This window comes from Portibacter lacus, from assembly GCF_021533215.1.
Lineage (GTDB): Bacteria > Bacteroidota > Bacteroidia > Chitinophagales > Saprospiraceae > Portibacter > Portibacter lacus.
This window is the reverse complement of the sequence record NZ_JAJNKA010000007.1, coordinates 327,349-346,767: the sequence shown is the minus strand read 5'-3', so window position 1 is coordinate 346,767 and position 19,419 is coordinate 327,349. Positions and strand designations below refer to the sequence as shown.

Here is a 19,419-nt window from a genome sequence, read left to right as displayed (position 1 = left end):
TTGAGTCTAAAGAAGATCATAAATACTATTAAAAGCAGTATCCAGGTAAAGGATCATGATTTTACTCAAGGTGATCTTAAGACTGCTATTATTATGCTTTCTATACCCATGATGCTGGAGCAGATCATGGAGTCAATTTTTGCTGTAGTAGATATCTATTTTGTTTCTAAAATCTCTATTAATGCTATTGCTACCGTAGGACTAACTGAAACGTTCATGTTTATTATTTATTCCCTAGCGATAGGGCTAAGTGCGGGAACCACAGCATTAATAGCAAGAAGAACAGGAGAGAAAGATAAAAAAGGAGCGAGTAATGTGGCGGTTCAAGCCATTTTGCTAAGTGCAATTGTTGCGATTTTCGTTGGGGTGCTCGGTTATATTTATGCCGAAGATGTCTTAAGACTGATGGGTGGAGATGAGGAGTTGATCCGAGAAGGTGTCAGCTATACCAGAATCTTACTTAGTTTCAATATTATCATATTTCTTCTTTATTTGTTAAATGCTATTTTCCGTGGAGCTGGTGATGCTGCTATTGCGATGTATTCTTTAATTTTTGCAAATACTATTAACATCATATTAGATCCGATATTGATTTTTGGGCTTGGGCCAATTCCTGAACTAGGAATAAAGGGAGCTGCCATAGCAACATGTATAGGGCGTGGATTTGGTGTACTTTTGCAGCTATATATTTTACTTAAAGGTAGTTCTGCTATTAAACTGATATACAATGATATAAAGCTAGATTTAAAAGTAATTTTCGAGTTGGTGAAGTTGTCTATAGGTGGAATAAGCCAATATATTATCGCGACATTTTCTTGGATCTTCTTGGTAAGAATCGTAAGTCAATTTGGCAATACAGCAGTCGCAGGTTATACGGTGGCTTTTAGAGTGATCGTATTTACGATTCTGCCATCTTGGGGTTTAGCTAATGCAGTTGCGACCTTAGTGGGACAGAATTTAGGAGCTGGGAAACCTGAAAGAGCTGAAAAATCAGCTTGGATAGCTTCTTTTTATAATGCTATTTTTTTAGTCTCTGTTAGTATTATATTCTGGATTTTTGCACCAAGCATCATCGGCTTTTTTACAGATGAAGCTGGAGTTGTATTGGAAGGTGTTAAAGCCTTGAGAATTATTACATTAGGCTATATTGTCTTTTCTTATGGAATGGTGCTGGGCAATGCTTTTAATGGCGCAGGTGACACGATGACACCTACTATTACAAATTTCATAGCTTTCTGGCTAATTGAAATTCCACTTGCTTATTTTTTAGCTGTAACCATGGGGTACGGATCGGAAGGAGTATATGCATCTATTGCTATATCTGAAGCATTTCTTGCATTAATGCTTATTTATCTATTTAGAAGAGGAAAATGGAAGCTTAAGAAGATCTAATTTATCTAAAGCGAAAAGCTTATTCTTGATATTTGGTAGGTCTAAGTTTTGAATCAATTAAGAAGATTTTACAATTTCCATAAGATCAACTGAGTCCCGCTAAGTCTCGTGCATAATTTTTTATTATATTAATGTTTTTAATTTAAATAATAATCAGACATGAAATTTAATGTATTGCTTTTGGCTTTAGTTTTAGTTGGACAGTTTGTTAATGCGCAAGGAATAAATAGAGGAAAAATGGATCCTCAAACGACAGAAGTATGGGAACCGATTCCGCCGAAAGTTAACATCGTAGATGGTGTGCCTTCTGATGCAATTGTGCTTTTTGATGGGCAAAACCTCGATAGTTGGGTTTCGACGAATAGTGGTGATGCTACATGGGATATTATAGGAGATGCCATGCAAGTAAAACCCCAAACAGGTGGTATTAAGACAAAAGAATCCTTCGGAGATTGTCAACTTCACATAGAATGGACATCACCTACCGTCATAAAGGGTGAAGGTCAAGGTAGAGGTAATAGTGGTATTTTTCTAATGAGTAAATATGAATTACAAGTTTTAGATAGCTATGAAAGCCGTACCTATTCTAATGGTCAAGCAAGTGGAATTTATAAGCAAACTGCACCCTTAGTTAATGCTTGTTTGCCGCCAGGAGAATGGCAAACGTATGATATCATTTTTAAAGCACCAATATTCAATGATAAAGGTGTGCGGACTCATGCTGCGACCATTACAGTACTCCATAATGGAGTTGTAACTCAGCATAATACTGAAATTTGGGGAACTACTGAATACATGGGTTTACCTCAAAATAATGCTCATGGGGATCTGCCAATTATGTTACAGGATCACGGAGATTTAGTAAAGTATAGGAACATTTGGGTAAGAAAACTATAGTAAGTATTACTTTATTAATTACAATTATTCCTTTACTGGTGAGTAAGTATCTTTAATGAGCTAGCAATAGCTAAGGAAAAGAAATCGTTGAATTCAAAACAGTTCTTAGGATATTCAGGCAAAGTTTTTTTCACGAAGGATCAGAAGTTTTACATGATGAACAATTTCGTGCTGAAAAGTTACAAATTACAAGGGCGGTTAGCTTAAGTAAAGAATGAAGAAATATGATGTTAATAAGGTATTTACACCTTATAATAATTTTTATCATAATGAAATCAGTTTTTTATGTAACAAAGAAAGGTGATTAAGCCTTTAGAAGGATTTATAAATATCATTTCAATTGAAAATGGCAATAAATGTTTGTAGATGGAGAATTCAGAAAAAGACAAGGATATAAAGATCACTCCACAGAATGCGGATGAAATAAACTTACAGCACCTTGTATTGAAAAGTTTTAAAAAATTCTTTATTGAACTTTTTGATATTCATTCTGATTCAGATAGTGAAGCTACAATAGAAGCGGTAAAGAAAGACATACCTTTTAAGGGGCATACTGTATGGATTCTTATCTTTTCAATTTTTGTTGCTTCCATCGGGCTTAATGTTAGTAGTAGTGCAGTTGTAATTGGAGCGATGCTTATTTCGCCTTTGATGGGACCTATTGTAGGAGTTGGGTTAGCAGTAGCGACCAATGATTTGATAACTTTACGTCGTTCGCTTTTGAATGTAATTGTAATGGTCATTTTGAGTGTGCTCACTGCATTTTTGTACTTTAAAATATCTCCACTTACAGAGGAGACACCAGAATTATTGGCTAGAACCTATCCGACGATATTAGATGTTCTCATTGCTATATTTGGAGGTTTAGGATTAATCGTTGCAAAAACTAAAAGTGGAACGATAGCCAGTGTTATTTTTGGAGTTGCAATTGCAACAGCGTTAATGCCACCTTTGTGCACGGTTGGGTATGGATTGGCTGTGGGTAATGCTTCTTATGCTGGTGGCGCATTATATCTTTTTTCCATAAACGCAGTTTTTATAGCACTTTCCACTTTTATAGTTTGTAAAATTCTTCGATTTCCACTTGTTCGGTATGCTGACAGCAAGTTACTTCGTAGAACATCTCAGATTGCATCCTTGATCGCTATTGCGGTTATGGTTCCTAGTGTATGGCTTTTTATAAAATTATTAGATCAGCAGGTTTTTGAAAACAAATCTAAAGAATTCGTTACACACCAGATTAAATATGATGGTGCGGAAGTTGTAAAGTTCACACAAGATTTTGAACTGAATAAGATTGATGTCTATCTTATAGGTCGCCATGTTCCGAAAGAAAAGATTAAGGAATGGGGGACTAGCCTTTCGAAGGTTGAAAAGTTAGAAGAAACAACATTGAGAATTCATCAAAGAGATGATCAAAGTGGTGAAATGGCGGAAAAGCTTTCAAGTGTGGTTAAAGCAGGAATACTTGAAGATCTTTACGTGAAGAATGATAAATTACTCAATGATAAAGATGAACGAATTCGTTTTCTAGAAAATGAAATAGCTTTGTTAAAGATTAGAGCTGTTCCTTTCGAGCAGATAAGTGAAGAGTTGAAAATTAACTATGAGAACGTAGAAATCTTTAGCTACTCTAATAAAATTACAACGAATTTTCAAAAAATAGATACACTACCTGTTATCAATATACGTTGGAAAAAAGATGTGTCTTCTAAAGAAAAAAACGAAAATTTGAAAAAAATTGAATCATGGGTCAAGTTTAGGTTGCACTTGGATACCCTGCAGGTTCTAGAATATTGATAGAATATGGAAGATTAATACTTTTGATGTTATTGTAATATATTTTAAGATATGTTAGAGGGCAAAGTTATCAGTGGCAGGAAAACTGCGGGAAAAGGTGAGAGTGCTATATTGTTAGTTTCGGATCACTCAAGGGTAACATTTATTAACTTTTGCTTATCTAAGATTATATAAAAATAATTATCTTTTAGATAAATACTGGCTTTCGATAGTTAGACTAATTTTTACTTTATTTACAATTGTAAAACCTTCGTTATGAAACAAATATCCTATTTATTATCGTTACTTACACTTCTGCTAGTTTACACTTCTTGTACACCTAAAACAGCAAAGACAATTGAGAAAGTGGTTGAATTAGAAGAAGTAACAACTACTTCTCCTGATGGAGTAAATATTCCATCAAGTGCAAAAAGTGAAAAATCAATCCCAGCTGATATTCCTAATGATGATAAGGTCACCATTGGTACTTTATCTAATGGAATGAAATACTATATCCAGCAAAATACAAAACCTGAACAAAGAGCTGAATTACGATTAATAGTCAATGCAGGTTCTATGCAGGAAGATGATGACCAATTAGGCGTAGCGCACTTTGTAGAACACATGGCTTTCAATGGATCTAAGAATTTCGAGAAAAATGAACTGGTAGACTACCTTGAAAGCATTGGAACTAAATTTGGTCCAGACCTGAATGCGTATACAAGTTTTGATGAAACTGTATATATGTTGCAAGTGAGGACAGATAGCATGGAATTATTTGATAAAGGGTTATTGGTCTTATTTGACTGGGCATCAGGAATATCTTTCGATCCCGAGGAAATCGATAAAGAGAGAGGAGTTGTTACTTCAGAATGGAGATCTAGATTAAGTGGTGAGCAAAGAATGCAAAAGAATTATTTCCCGGTAATGTATCATAATTCTAGGTATGCTAAGAGACTTCCTATTGGTACTCCTGAAATTATTAATAATGTTACTCCAGAAGTTGTAAAAAGGTTTTACAAGGATTGGTATCGTACAGATCTAATGGCCATTGCGGTTGTAGGTGATGTAGATGTCAAAGAAACGGAAGAGAAGATTAAGAAATTATTTGCACCGATTTAGCCTTCTGCTGAGAAGAGAAATAAAGCAGATAATGTTGTACCTAAGCATAAAGAAACGTTGGTTTCTATTAATTCAGATAAAGAATCGGCATTTACCATTCTGCGAATAATGTATAAACATGACCATATTTCAGTAAAAACGGATATAGATTATAGACAGTCTTTAGTACGTCAGTTATACAATAGAATGCTTAATACAAGATTAGATGAAATTACGAAGGAAGCTGATCCTCCATTTATTTTTGCCTATTCTGGATATGGATCGGATGTAGGTGATTTAGACACTTATACCGCTTTTGCTAATGTTCCTGAAGGAAAAATAGAACATGCACTTGACGTGTTATTAACTGAAAATGAGCGTGCGCTTCGTCATGGATTTAACGCTTCAGAATTAGAAAGGCAGAAAACAGCGATGAAAGAGAACATCATGCGACAAGCTAAAGAGCAAGATAAAATAGATTCTAGAAGATTAATTACGAGATATATTTATCACTACTTAGATGGAAACCCTATTCCATCTATTGATCAGCAGTTAGCCTATTATGAAAAGTTCTTGCCAACGATCACCGTAGAAGAAATTGATGCATTGGCTAAAGATTGGATTACCCCAGAGAATAGAGTCGTCGTTGTAACGGCACCTGAGAAAGATGATGTTGTTTTGCCGACGGAAGAAGATCTTTTAGGACTTATAGACGGTATTGCAAATAAAGAAATTGCACCTTATGAAGATAAGGTGATTACTGCGCCATTATTTGATAAGGAACTTTCAGCAGTAAGTATTAAGCAAACTGCATCCTATGATGAAGTAGGAGTAAAGGAATTTGAATTAGAGAATGGAGTGAAGATCGTATTGAAACCCACGACCTTTAAAAATGATGAAATCATGATGACTGCTAGCAGTGAAGGTGGAACAAGTTTATACGAAGATGAAGATTATATGAATGCAACAAATGCTTCCAGAATTGTTGCTCAGTCTGGTCTTGGTGATTTTTCAGATTCTGATTTAGAGAAGCTTTTGACTGGGAAAACCGTAGGTGTTTTCCCATACATCGGATCTTATTATGAAGGTGTTTCTGGTTCTTGTTCTCCTAAAGATTTAGAAACCATGTTACAATTAACGTACATGTATTTTACTGATGTCAGAAAAGATGAGGAAGCGTTTAATTCTTATATTTCGAAGCAGGCCAATACTTATAAGAATTTAATGTCTAATCCAGCTTACTATTTCATGGATCACTCAATGAAGCTTAGAACTAATAATCACCCACGAGTTGGTTTCCCTACGGCAGAATCATTGGAATCTATTGATTATGATAGAGCATTAGAGATCTATAAAGAGCGTTTTGCTGATGCAAGTGGTTTTACATTTATTTTTGTTGGCAACTTTGAAGAGGAAACCTTAAAAGAAATGTGTCAGAAATATTTGGGGAATCTGCCGTCGAGTGGGGTAGAAGAGACTTATATGAATCGACAAATTGACTACGTAGAAGGAGAAATTAATGATCTGATAAATATGGGGGCAGCACCGAAAACCCAAGTTGAACTTTTCTTTCACGGTCCTTTTGAATGGACACCAGAAAATGCTTATCATTTTAATTCTATGCTAGATGTTCTAAGAATTAAAATGCGAGAGTCGATGCGAGAAGATAAAGGCGGAGTTTATGGGGTTAGAGTCAGTGGAAATGCGAGTAGAATTCCAGAAGAAAGATATTCAATTACAGTTTCTTTTAACTGTGATCCAGGAAATACGGAAGATTTAATCGCCACTGCAATGAAGGATGTAGAGCATGCAACTAAGAATGGTGCATCAGAAAAAGACTTGACGAAAGTGAAGGAAACGCAGCGACAATCGATGATAAAGAGTTTAGAGGAAAATACATATTGGAGATCGAAATTAGAAAATGTGTATGAAAATGGAGTTTCTCCGTCAACGATAAGTCTTGAACACTTAGAAAAATCGATTCAGGGTCTAGATTCTGATGATATAAAAAATGCAGCTTCACAATATTTTGGATCTGGAAACTTTATTCGAATGGTAATGGAGCCAGCAGAAGTGGAGAACAATTAAAAAATGGACTATAAAAGAGTTTTGCTTTATGGAAAAGCAAAACTCTTTTAATTTCTATTCTTTTATCCCTAAATGAAGAATTCGACCGCCGGTCTGATTTACAGGGCTAACACTTTTCCCGATCAAAATCCCGTCTTCTGGTGCAAAGTATTCCTTCTTCAAGCTTCCAAAAATATCTAGTTGTTTCGCAATCATTTTATCTTTGTGGACATCGTCTGTGAGACCTGGGTAGACGGTTAATAGTCCACCATGGTTTGTATAAATCCAATACGACTTCTTGCATAAGATAGGACTAACTTCATCTTTTACGATCTCACCGGCCATCATTCCCAGATCAATTACAACATTTCTGATACCTGTTAAACTATCCTTAATCATTCCTCTTTGGAAGGTATTAGGATTCCCTGCTTCTACGGTAATGGCTGGAATATCCATTTCTGCTGCTGCTCCTCTTAAGGTACCATCAGAAGGAGGGTTATGAACAATAATCTGAGGATTCTGAAACATTGCCATTTTTCGGGTAATTTCCATACTCATATCAGCTCTTACATAAAAAGAGTTAATTCTACCGAAACTAGCGGTATGTAGATCAATGAGAAAGTCGAAATGAGGAAGTATTTTTTCAGCAAATCTATAAGCATAAACTTGGCTTACATTACCATCTGCTTTTCCAGGCATAATGTGATTAAGGTCTGTTCCATCTATAAACCGTCTCTTCTTATTCATAAATGAAGGAACATTGACCACAGGAATAGCGATAATATTCCCTTTAAATAATACTGGATCTATGCTGTCTATAAATTTATGGATAACAGGAATTCCATTTAATTCATTTCCGTGAACAGCTGCAGTAATTCCGACTGTTGGTCCAGGTTCGCTACCTTTTACAATTATAACAGGAAGCGAAATTGGATTGCCAAAAGGTCCTGAAACCAAGTCAAACCAAAATTTATATTTATTCCCAGCCTCAAGTTGATCGAGGTTGATTTCATTTATATGTTTATAATCCATTTTATTTTTCTAAATTTTCCACAAAATTAACAAACAAATCAGCATATTTTTTGCCTAAGTCCATTCCTGACATTTCCGCTGCAGGGGCAATTCCACCAACGCTTAACGTATTAATTTCAGAGATGATTCTTTCTCCAGTATCATCTTCTAGCGTATCCAGGCCGTACATAAAAACTCCTTCGGCTGCTAAGATCGGATCGATGTAGGCGATGATTTCTTTTTCTCTGTTAGTTGGATCGCTTAACGCGGCGGATCCTCCTTGGGCTACATTGCATAACCAAGAACCATCAGCAGGAAATCTCACGGATGACGTTAAGATATGGCCATTAGCAACCACAATTCTCTTGTCTCCATTTTTTACATTTTTAAGAAACTTCATAGCTAAGTAGGCCTGAGGTTCAGCATTGAAATCCTGAGAAAATTCTTCAAATGTTAGGACTCGATCTATTCCTATAGAAACTTTATCACCTTCTATCTTTATGATTCCTCTTCCACCGTAGTCTTCTAACGGTTTAAGAACAATTGGGAAATTAGACTTGAAAGACTTGATATCCTCGATATTTTCAACCAAAGTTACTGGTGGACAATAATCTTTCACATTTAACAAAAATTGCTTGTTTCCTGTTTTGCTAATGCCTGAGGGCCGATTGATTACTTTTCGTTCATCGATTTGTCGTCCTAGAAAGGTAAAGAAGTTTTCATGAATAGGCCTCGGGAGTCTCAATAGAATATAATCGAAATCATCTAAGTTGTAGACAGTCTTTGGATTTGTCTGAATCCATTCGTCGAAGGATTCGTAACTCATTGCTTCATCTAAATGTTTTACACTTAATTCCATCTTTTCGCCACTGAAGAAAGACTTATTCGTCTCTAGGCTTCTACTAGCGACGGTTACGGAATTGACTTGTGTATGTTCGTTTAAACTATTGGCAATGAGATAGAAAGAATTACTAGAACTATGTGTTCTGTGATCCGTTAATATCAAGATGTTCATTCCTTGTAAATTTCAGATATTAAGTGCGGATCATCATTTAATGAAGAAAACAATCGCTTTCTGAATTTGCCGTTTGCATTGATTAAGTTTTTACACATGGAATCAATTGCAAGCATCGAAAGCACCGTTTGTATATATCCTTCTATTAAATCGTCAACCCCGATTCCTAACTTATTAAAATCACGGCGATCCATGAGTACAAGTCGATTGGTTTCGCTTCCCCATTGGTTATCACCCAATTTAACCGATAGGTTCGTCCCTAGCATATCCCATGAATTACTGCCGCTAGTAAGTTCATTGGTCAATGGTTCTTTGGATCTTCTAGAATAAACGCAGAGTGGTTTTAAACCGTCAACGCTCGCACTGACCATCATTCTTACGTCGGTGACGAAGGTTTGTCCTTTTGTATTAGGAATGGTTCCGACGTGATATAGTTTTCCTTTAGAGCCCATGGAACTCCAGTTGTAGTTTCCGATTAAACTTTGCACGATAAAGCGGTCGTATTCAAATTCTTCAGCCATAAAGTCATCTAACTCTTTCTGGCTAACAATAGTATAAACACCTTGACCAGCATTAGAGTAGGGGACTTTTATAACTGCTTGACCTCCCATTTTCTTGACCCAAATAGGAATTTCATTCTTATTTACATCCCAGATTGTTTCTGGGGTAACGATTTTAAGTCCTGTTCCTTGAAGTTCTGCATTGAAAATATCGTAAGCTTTTGCAGCCATCATTTTATTTCGACCTCCAGCTAAGCAGGCGAGAACAGGATTAAGGATTTTGGTTTTGGTAATGATGGGAAGTCTATTCCAAGGTTTCTGTGTCACATATCTAAAAGCAGCTTTAATAGGAGTCCATTCTTCTTTTTCATTTAAGAAATAAAGGACGCCATTTTTGTACTTTAAGGTATTACCTAAGTCAGAATACTTGAAAGGAAGATAGAAAACTTCTTCATCTAAAATGTCAGCAATTGTAGCTGCATATCCAGAAGCTTCCATTGGATTTTTATCATATAAAACAGCTAGCTTACCTTCAGAAATCAGTCGCTGACCTTTCAATGAAGGCAGAAACGTTCTTTCTATCAATTCTTTATATCCACCATGTTCTTCATGATCATGTAAAAGTGGCATCGACTTCTGACCAGAAGGACAGCTGTTATTTTCAATAACAACCATATTTCGATTCCCATTTTCATTTGTAACATTAATCAGATCAGCACCAGCCCAACGAAAATATTTTGGCCTTGTGGCTAATATTTCTTCTAATGCGGATTTTTTGACTTTAGGATTTAGATGACAATACCGTTCTATGATCCGATCATTTCCTAAATTAAGAAAATAACCTACCATAGGGTGTAAGGTAGCATTCAAGGCTTTTTCATACCAGTGGTTTTCTGGTTCAAAAGCTCCCGGTTTATAACTTTTTACTTCTCTCATTAATCATCGTCAGTATCTGACATTTCATCTTCGTTAAATTCGACCACTTCGTCATCTAAAAGATCATCGTCGTCATCATCATCGTCGTCATCATCGTCGAAATCATGCTTGATCTGAAGTTCTTCCATGACTGCTTTTCTCAACTTTCCTTCTTTGTAATCATCGTCATCAGCAATGATTGCAATGGCTTCTTCTCTCGTCATACGAACCAAATAATATTTCTCTTCTGTTTCGTAAGGAAGTGCGCTTACAAATGCATTCTTAATATTCTTAAATGTAATCAGATGCTTATCAAATCCATGAGGATAATTAAGCTTAATTTGTTCTTGAAGACTTTGCTCAAGTTTGTCATAATCCTTTATAACTCTGGGCTTGTTACTTGTCATTTTAGTTTTATTATTTGTCTAATGAATATGTTTACTTATTCGTTCGATACAACAATATTAAATAATAATTGAATATACTATCTCATTTGAAATATTTATTTTTTGAACTGTCTTTTTTCTGTTAATTCTTTCCTTTTTGATTTAACCTTACACTACCGTGCAGATCTGCTTTAATAATATCATATTTACATAAAATAGTCTGGCCGATCTCAAAGCGACTAACTTCGAAACCGGCCAGTATCAAAAAAAAAGATTACAACTAACTTTGTTCTTCTGCCAAACTTTCTTGGTTTAAATTGTACCAATCTATATTTCTAGTGCCATACATTACTCCTGCAAGAATGATAGTCATACTTACTGCTCCGAGTAATAAGGCATAATCAGTCATCTGAAGGGTTATATAGATGAACCCATAGTTTAGGATACTCAGCCCAAGTAAGTAAAGTGAAAACTTAAGTGACTTAAAGACTGATAGACTGTAGAGGTAGATCATACCGATGACTGCTGTACCAGAAATGAGGTAGGATTTGTCAAAACTTAAATGCTCACTTACAGACACTAATAGGATGTAGAATAGAATGATGGATAATCCGACCATGATATACTGGAATGGGTGAATTCGAACTTTAGTAAAGACCTCAACTATAAAAAATATTAAGAAGGTCAATGCGATATTCATCAAGGCATACTTGATAGAGCGGATCGACTTTTGGTAGGCATCAGATGGAAGTATAAAGTCTACACCGAAAGCAGCTTCTTTTAATTGATAACCATATGCTTCTCCTTGCCAATGTTGTGGGAAATTTCTATTGAGTTGAAGTACTTTCCAGTTTGCTGTAAAACCATCTTTTTCAACTATCCGATCGTCTGGAAGGAAGGAGCCTGTGAAACTTGGGCTGTCCCAAGGAGATTGCATAGATAGATTAGTGTTCTTTCCAAGTGGTATAAAGGTCAATTTTTCACTCCCTTGTAAATCGATGAAAAGATCAAATTGCTTCGCATTAAAATTTTCATTTAAGTCAGAAAGCGGAAAACTCAGTCCAGAGGGAATGATTCCACTTATTTTCGATCCTGGAGTGGATTTGATATTTTCTTCATTCCATTTTAAATTGACATCATTTTTTATTCCACGTAAGTCACTTATACCCACGGTAATAAATGCATCTTCCCATAATACGTCTTGGAAATTTTGAGCATCGAATTCTTCTGGCATCGAAAATGATCCATCCATTTTCAAGACAGAATTGTATACGATTACTTCATAGATTCCGCGTCTTAGATTTTGAGGTGTTACTTGGCTGTTGATGTTTAAGTCTTCAGGTAGAAAGTGATAATATGACTTGACGAATGATGTTTTCTTTTCGTGAATGACTTCTTGTATAACAGGCACACTTAATATTGGCGCACAAATGTTTTGTGCTAATGCCCACTTAGACCTTACTTCTAGATTGGCATTATAATTTAGACCGGATCGTTCGTGTATAATATTCTTCACCATGGCACTCGGAATAAGCAAGCAAAGACCCAAAATTGAGATGGTGAATAATTTCAATGAAACGGACTGATGCATCCATTTTTTAACTTGGCTTAATCCTTTTTTTTCTTGTTGTTGCATGATTTAATCGTTTTATTTTCATGCAATTTAGGATAGATATGGAAGCGAATATGACTACTATATTAAGCGTAGAGATTGGTCTATTATTCGTAAATGTTAAGGCTTCAATTGATTTAAGATGATGTTAGATTGGAGACTAAAAGGAAGATATTCTTACGTTTTTAACTCATTAGCTTTTGCTTCTAATTAAAATTGCTCATTGGAAATATTCCTTCTTAATATTGATTTGAAAACTGTAGTATCAATAACCTGCTCGTATCGTAAAATTAATTCTGTCCTTCCCTTAACTTTTAAAAGATAGTCTAAGATAATAAAACTGATAGTTTTCCTCTAAACTCTAAACTCTACCTTCTTCGACTACTCCACTATAAAATCTGTCGCTGTAAAATGATGGGGTCTCATAATATGCAATGGTCTGCGTCCACTCTTTTTTAGATAAACTCGAAATAAGGCTGGAATCACAATGCCATTATAATTAGTATGTTCTTCGATAAAGGCCGTTCCTTTAAAAATTGCTCCTTGATCTCTAATGGTATACTGTAAGATGTCCACTAATCCGGTATCTTTATTTAACCATAATAGATATTGGTCGATTTTTCGTTGGGGCGCAGCCTGCTTCCATGACACGAGTACTTTGTCATATACATTCAGACCATATTTGTCTTCTCCTACGAAGTAAATAATATCAGCATTCGAAATTCGGAATGGAAATTCTATAAAGTATTGGTAAGTAGGAAGCCAGAACTTAATGCCTTTTTTATCCTTGTCAATGGGTTTTGCATTGATGGTTTCTTTGATATATGAGCTGCCTTCATTATATCCCCAAACTTGGCCTTCTTTCTTACCATTAAGAAACTCTAGTGTCCCAGCGTTTTCTTGTGTGTAGTAGTTAAGCTTAAACTTATTCCTTTTATTTTTAAAAGGTTGTGCCAGTCCACCCATCAGACCAAAGAAATCATCATTGAAGTAGATTTGGTAGCTATTAATGGTTTTCCACTTATCTTCTCCTGAAACTTTCGCATATCGTTTAAGAATTTCTACCCCTTGCTCATGCATTTCAGGAGTATACAATTCTGGTGAACGCAATGATTTTGTTCTTAGATCTGTAAGACAAGAAGAAAATAAAATTGACATAAAAAGAAACCCTATGAATTTCCTCATTCTTCCAGTAACTTTTTCAGTTCATTTAATTTCATCATACAATCGATCGGTGTCATTCTGTGGATATCAACTTCTTGTAAAGCTGCTTTTATTTTTCCTGCTGTTGGATCAACAGTTTCAAAGATGGAAAGTTGTAGTGGATTATTAACCTTATCTAATTTATCAGCAATTCCAGCTCCTTCCTCACCTTCTTCAAAAGACTTTTGTTCTAATTCCAAGAGAATTTCCTGAGCTCTTAGAACAATCTCTTGGGGCATACCTGCCATCTGAGCCACATGGATTCCGAAACTGTGATTACTCCCACCAGGAATTAGTTTTCTTAGAAAAATTACTTTCTGTCCGATCTCCTTAGTTGAGACACTGAAGTTCTTTATCCGATCATAGCGATCAGCTAATTTGTTCAGTTCGTGATAATGTGTTGCGAATAATGTTTTCGGTGAACATTTCGGATTTGTATACAAAAACTCTGCAAGGGACCATGCAATAGATATTCCATCGTAAGTACTTGTTCCTCTTCCGATTTCGTCTAAAAGTATTAGACTACGGTCTGAAATGTTATTCATGATGGATGCAGTTTCATTCATTTCAACCATGAATGTAGATTCTCCAGAACTAATATTATCAGATGCTCCGACACGAGTGAACAGTTTGTCAATATAGCCTAAGGATGCTGAAGATGCTGGAACAAATGATCCCAACTGAGCCATTAAGCATATTAATGCCGTCTGTCTAAGAATGGCAGACTTACCACTCATATTAGGACCGGTAATCATCATGATCTGTGTATCATCCATGTCTAGCATAATATCGTTAGGAACATAAGACTCACCGATAGCCATATGTTTTTCGATAACTGGATGGCGGGCATCTTTTAATTCAATCCTGTAGGATTCATCGACTGTTGGTTTGCAATAATTATTTTCCTCCGCAACGAGCGCTAAACTTTGCAAACAATCTAATTGTCCCACGATTCTTGCATTGTGCTGGATGATCGGAATGAAATCATAGATGGATTCTATCAAGTCAAGATAAAGCTGCTCTTCTATTATTAGTATCTTTTCCTCGGCACCGAGTATTTTCGTTTCTAGTTTCTTCAGTTCATCGGTTATGTATCTTTCAGAACCTGTGAGCGTTTGTTTCCTAACCCAATTATCAGGAATTAGACCTTGGTTTTTATATTTATTAGTCACTTCAAGATAGTAACCAAATACATTATTAAAGCCGATTTTCAGATTGGTTATGCCTGTTTTCTCTGCTTCTGTTTCTTGAATCTCAACTAGTAAGCTCTTACTGTTAGATACAATATATCTGAGTTCGTCTAACTCTTCATGAATGCCGTCCATAATAACTCCTCCTTTAGAAATCATAGAAGGCGGGTCAGATTTAATGGTAGCAGCGATCTTATCTTTTACGGTTTCACAAGGATTAAAACCAGCACTAAGATGAAGTAGTGTTTCCTTATCAGTTTCCTCACATAATGCCATAATTCCGGGAATCTGACTTAATGCATTCTCTAATTGCTTCAATTCTCTTGGTGCAATTCTGCCCGTACTAATTTTAGCTACTAATCGCTCTAGATCACCGATCTGACCTAAAAGCTTTCTGAGGGTTTCGCCTTGGTTTATATTGTCTTTAAAGTAGGAAACGATTTCTAGTCGTTCATTAATTTTCGAGACAGATAATAAAGGAAGTAAGACCCACTTTCTCATCATCCTAGAACCCATCGGTGAAATGGTTTTATCTAGAATATCTATTAAAGGAATCCCAGTTGGATGATTGCTGTGAACTAATTCTAAATTTCGAATGGTAAATCGATCTAACCAGACATAGTCATCAAGTTGGATTCGACTAATCGAATTAATATGCTGGACTTTTGTGTTTTCTGTACTTTCCAGATAATACAAAATAGCTCCAGCGGCAATCTGGCCTTCCATCACTTCTTCTATACCGTATCCTTTTAGGCTTTGAACTTTGAAATGATCCAGTAAGCGTTCTGTCGCGAAATCAGAAGTGAAGATCCACTCATCAAGGTGATATTTGTAATAATCTGATCCAGCGAACTGTTCAATTTTATTTTTTATAGCCTTAGAATAGATGATTTCAGAAGGTTGAAAACTTTGAATCAGCTTTTCGATGCGGAGTTGATTTCCTTGACTGATGAAGAATTCTCCTGTAGAGAGGTCTAAGAATGCAATTCCAAATTTATCATTAAAGTTGTGAATGGCGCAAAGGAAGTTATTGCTTTTATTGTCGAGTAATTTCTCATCTACCGTTAGGCCAGGAGTAATAACTTCTGTTACACCTCTTTTGACTATTTTCTTTTCCTTACTCGGTTTTTCTAGTTGTTCACAGATTGCCACTCTATAACCACCTCTGATCAGTCGAGGCAAGTAAACATCTAGAGAATGGTATGGGAATCCCGCTAACGGAATATCCACACCTCCATTGTTTCTTTTCGTGAGAATGATACTCAGGACTTCTGCCACTTTTACGGCATCATCTCCGAAAGTTTCATAAAAATCTCCCACTCTAAACAATAGTATAGCATCAGGATACTTGGCTTTCATTCCAAAGTACTGTTGCATTAGTGGAGTTTGCTTCGCTGGTTTATTTTTCTTTGCTGTCTTCGTCTTCATTGAACCAGCAAAATTAAATATATATAATTGATATATTAAATTATTTGATGTGTTTGAATAAATTAACCTGAAAATATTACTTGAATATTGAATAAAAAGTAAATTTGCACCAAAATTTGCAGAGATGAAATCATATTTTCAAAATATTAGTCTAGAAGAATACGCTCAACTTAAGGAAGCTGTATTTAATGTTTCGATATTAATTGCTGGAGCTGATGGCAAAATTGACGAAGAAGAAAAAGAGTGGGCTGAAAAAATAACGCACATTAGAGAATATTCAGGACCTGAGGTATTGCGAGCATTTTACGCTGACTTAGGAGAAAATTTTGAAGAGCACTTAGAAGCTAGAATCAAAGAACTTCCTGAGGATGTCGAAGAACGTAATGTTGAATTAGCTGAGGCTTTAAGAAATTTGAATCCTATACTTGCAAAATTACCACAAACTGTTGGTGCAAGTTACTACGAGAGCTTAACTTCTCTTGCTAAACATATTGCAAAAGCGTCCGGTGGTATCATGAGAATTTGGGCAATCAGCTCAGAAGAAGCTAACTGGATAGAGCTTCCTATGATTACTCCTATAAGTTTTCCAGAAATAGAAGAATAATTGCTTATTTTGGTTCATGCGAATCACGATTTGTCTTTTATTTATTTCAACTTTCCTATCGGCACAAACTGTGCGGTTATCAGGGAAGGTCATCTCCAGAGTGGATGAAACCTCACTAATTGGGGCAACGGTGTCTAGCGCGATTGATACTGTTGTTACTGACTTAAGTGGGGAATTTCAAATTTTAGTTTCTTCAGCAGATAGTTGGATTGCAGCAAGTTATATCGGCTATGAGCAGCAACGAGTTGTAGTTAGTGACCTTGATTCCTTCGTTACCATTTCGCTTAATCTTTCCAATAATTTATTAGAAACGGCGGTTATTTCTGCTAGTATGATCGAGCAGAATATTGCCGAAAGTACGGTTTCCATAGAAGTGCTTAAGCCTTCGATTATTGAGAGTATTAACAGTAAAAGCTTAGACGAAACCCTGAATCTTCTTCCTGGCGTTGAAATTATTGATGGACAGGCAAGTATTCGTGGAGGATCGGGATATTCATATGGTGCTGGAAGTCGTGTTCTTTTGTTAATTGACAATATTCCTGCTTTACAACCAGATGCTGGCTTTCCGAACTGGAATGATATTGCATTAGAAAATATTGCACAGGTAGAAGTCTTAAAAGGTGCAAGTTCTGCATTGTATGGTTCGTCTGCGCTGAATGGCGTTATTAATGTTCGGTATGCTCAGCCAGGATCTGTTCCTGAAACAAAAGCTTCCATTAATTATTCTTATTATGATGGTCCGAAAGATATCAGGACTAAATGGTGGGATGATGCTCCTTATTCTTTGGGAGCAAATGTGCTTCACAAACACAAATTTAAAAAGTATGATTTAGTTGCGGGACTACAATATTTTCAGCTAGAAAGTTTTAGACAAGATACAAAGCAAAAAAGAGGTCGAATTATTCTGAATAATAGGTTTAGAATATCAGATCGAACGACAGCAGGACTTAATATTATAGGTAACTTGTCAGATAATTCAAGCTTTATCTTTTGGGAGAATGCATTAAGAGGAGCTTACAAGCCATTCGTGGGCACAGAAGTAAATTCCTTTAATAATCGCTGGATTTTCGATCCTTATGTTACACATTTTGATCAATTCAACAATCGACATCGTTTTCAAGGAAGAACATACTATACAGATAATGGCGCGGCAAATGGACTAGACAATTTTAGCCTCTTATTTTATGGTGAATATCAGTTTCAAAAGAAATTCGATCAGAGCGGTCTCGTATTAACAAGTGGTATAACTGGAACAAGAACTAATATTAATGCTGGTCTGTATGGAGGCGCAACTTATAGATCGTCGAATGCTGGAATTTATACGCAATTGGATAAAAAATTCGGAGACCGTTTAAATGTATCCTTTGGTGCACGATATGAATACAATAGCCTTAGGAATAGTGATATTTTAGTAGAAGACGGAACATTTACGGAGGAAGTTGCAGAAGGTTTTGTTCAAGAAGCGAAGCCTGTTTTTCGATTAGGGTTAAATTATAAGGTAGGAAAGGCAACTTTTATTAGAACATCGATAGGGCAAGGTTATCGATTTCCAACCATTGCTGAAAAGTTCACAACTGTTGGCTTAGCAAGTTTTAGAATTTTTACCAATTCAGAATTGAAATCTGAATTTGGATGGTCTTCTGAAATTGGAATGAAGCAAGGTATAAAATTAGGAGATTTATATGCCTTTTTGGATGTTGCAGCATTCTGGTCAGAGTATGATGAAATGATGGAATTCCTATTGACAGGAAAGAATGGTGTTTTTGGTTTTCAATCCACCAACATAGGAGACACAAGAATAAGGGGATTAGATATTAATTTTACAGGAAAGTTAGGCACGAAGAAGTTGCCGATTACCTTTCTTACGGGTTATACATATTTAGATCCGAGGTATAAAGATTTTAATGATAATGTTGCTAATTCTTCTTCAGAAGATTTTAATGTGCTTAAGTATAGATCACTTCACAATGTAAAAATGGACATAGAAGCCACATTTAGAGGTATCGCAATAGGTATAAATGGTCGATATGTAAGTCATATGCTCGCCATAGATGAAGAGTTCAATTTATTTATTCCAGGATTAAATAATTTTAGATCTGTTAATAATAAGGGGTATTATATTACTAATGTTAGAGCCAGTTATAAGTTTAAGAAATTGAAATTTAGTTTTTTGGTCAATAATCTACTCAATGCAGCTTACACCGTTAGACCTGCCTTGTTAGAAGCACCGAGAAACTTTTCTTTCAGAACAGATGTAAGTTTTTAGATGCAAGTAAAATTGTCGGTTACCGAACTTTTAGTTTGAAATGTATCTAAACA

Annotated in this window: 14 protein-coding genes; 7 read left to right on the top strand and 7 right to left on the bottom strand. The window is 35.7% G+C overall.

Going from position 1 to position 19,419, the window contains the following annotated elements:
* The 5 genes from L2586_RS14360 to L2586_RS14340 all read left to right on the top strand — a co-directional run bounded on the left by L2586_RS14360 (nucleotide 1) and on the right by L2586_RS14340 (nucleotide 7,257).
* Nucleotides 1–1,392 carry an MATE family efflux transporter gene (locus L2586_RS14360; protein WP_235293609.1) on the top strand — a complete coding sequence of 464 codons (1,392 nt, stop codon included), beginning with the start codon at nucleotides 1–3 and terminating at the stop codon, nucleotides 1,390–1,392.
* A 159-nt stretch (nucleotides 1,393–1,551) separates the two neighbouring features.
* Nucleotides 1,552–2,289 (top strand): 3-keto-disaccharide hydrolase, encoded by a 738-nt coding sequence (locus tag L2586_RS14355; RefSeq protein WP_235293608.1) that lies wholly within the window; start codon nucleotides 1,552–1,554, stop codon nucleotides 2,287–2,289.
* Between the two features lie 366 nt (nucleotides 2,290–2,655).
* Entirely contained in the window at nucleotides 2,656–4,089 is a 1,434-nt protein-coding gene (locus L2586_RS14350; protein ID WP_235293607.1) for a DUF389 domain-containing protein, read from the top strand.
* Nucleotides 4,090–4,344: 255 nt separating this feature from the next.
* The gene (locus L2586_RS14345) at nucleotides 4,345–5,190 is read left to right on the top strand and encodes a M16 family metallopeptidase (RefSeq protein ID WP_235293606.1); all 846 of its coding nucleotides are present in this window, start codon (nucleotides 4,345–4,347) and stop codon (nucleotides 5,188–5,190) included.
* Nucleotides 5,191–5,298: 108 nt separating this feature from the next.
* Entirely contained in the window at nucleotides 5,299–7,257 is a 1,959-nt protein-coding gene (locus L2586_RS14340) for an insulinase family protein (RefSeq protein ID WP_235293605.1), read from the top strand.
* Nucleotides 7,258–7,311: 54 nt separating this feature from the next.
* On the opposite strand, the gene L2586_RS14335 is transcribed toward L2586_RS14340, so the two are convergent.
* The 7 genes from L2586_RS14335 to mutS form a co-directional block, all read right to left on the bottom strand.
* Nucleotides 7,312–8,268 (bottom strand): succinylglutamate desuccinylase/aspartoacylase family protein, encoded by a 957-nt coding sequence (locus L2586_RS14335; protein WP_235293604.1) that lies wholly within the window; start codon nucleotides 8,266–8,268, stop codon nucleotides 7,312–7,314.
* Nucleotide 8,269: 1 nt separating this feature from the next.
* Nucleotides 8,270–9,262, bottom strand: a complete 993-nt coding sequence (locus tag L2586_RS14330) for an ATP-grasp domain-containing protein (RefSeq protein ID WP_235293603.1) — start codon at nucleotides 9,260–9,262, stop codon at nucleotides 8,270–8,272.
* Nucleotides 9,259–10,698, bottom strand: a complete 1,440-nt coding sequence (locus tag L2586_RS14325; RefSeq protein ID WP_235293602.1) for an ATP-grasp domain-containing protein — start codon at nucleotides 10,696–10,698, stop codon at nucleotides 9,259–9,261. Before L2586_RS14325 ends, L2586_RS14330 begins: the two co-directional genes overlap by 4 nt.
* Nucleotides 10,698–11,084: a hypothetical protein gene (locus L2586_RS14320; RefSeq protein WP_235293601.1), complete on the bottom strand. Its 387-nt coding sequence runs from the start codon at nucleotides 11,082–11,084 to the stop codon at nucleotides 10,698–10,700. Before L2586_RS14320 ends, L2586_RS14325 begins: the two co-directional genes overlap by 1 nt.
* A 259-nt stretch (nucleotides 11,085–11,343) precedes the next feature.
* Nucleotides 11,344–12,699 carry a cell envelope integrity protein CreD gene (creD, locus tag L2586_RS14315; RefSeq protein WP_235293600.1) on the bottom strand — a complete coding sequence of 452 codons (1,356 nt, stop codon included), beginning with the start codon at nucleotides 12,697–12,699 and terminating at the stop codon, nucleotides 11,344–11,346.
* A gap of 357 nt (nucleotides 12,700–13,056) precedes the next feature.
* A complete protein-coding gene (locus L2586_RS14310; RefSeq protein WP_235293599.1) occupies nucleotides 13,057–13,860 on the bottom strand; it encodes a hypothetical protein in 804 nt (267 codons plus the stop codon).
* Nucleotides 13,857–16,496, bottom strand: coding sequence for a DNA mismatch repair protein MutS (mutS, locus tag L2586_RS14305; protein WP_235293598.1), 2,640 nt, complete (start codon nucleotides 16,494–16,496; stop codon nucleotides 13,857–13,859). Before mutS ends, L2586_RS14310 begins: the two co-directional genes overlap by 4 nt.
* Nucleotides 16,497–16,620: 124 nt before the next feature.
* On the opposite strand from mutS, the gene L2586_RS14300 reads away from it, so the two are divergent.
* Nucleotides 16,621–17,100 carry a hypothetical protein gene (locus tag L2586_RS14300; protein ID WP_235293597.1) on the top strand — a complete coding sequence of 160 codons (480 nt, stop codon included), beginning with the start codon at nucleotides 16,621–16,623 and terminating at the stop codon, nucleotides 17,098–17,100.
* A gap of 16 nt (nucleotides 17,101–17,116) precedes the next feature.
* Nucleotides 17,117–19,366, top strand: a complete 2,250-nt coding sequence (locus L2586_RS14295) for a TonB-dependent receptor (protein WP_235293596.1) — start codon at nucleotides 17,117–17,119, stop codon at nucleotides 19,364–19,366.
* Nucleotides 19,367–19,419: the final 53 nt, after the last annotated feature.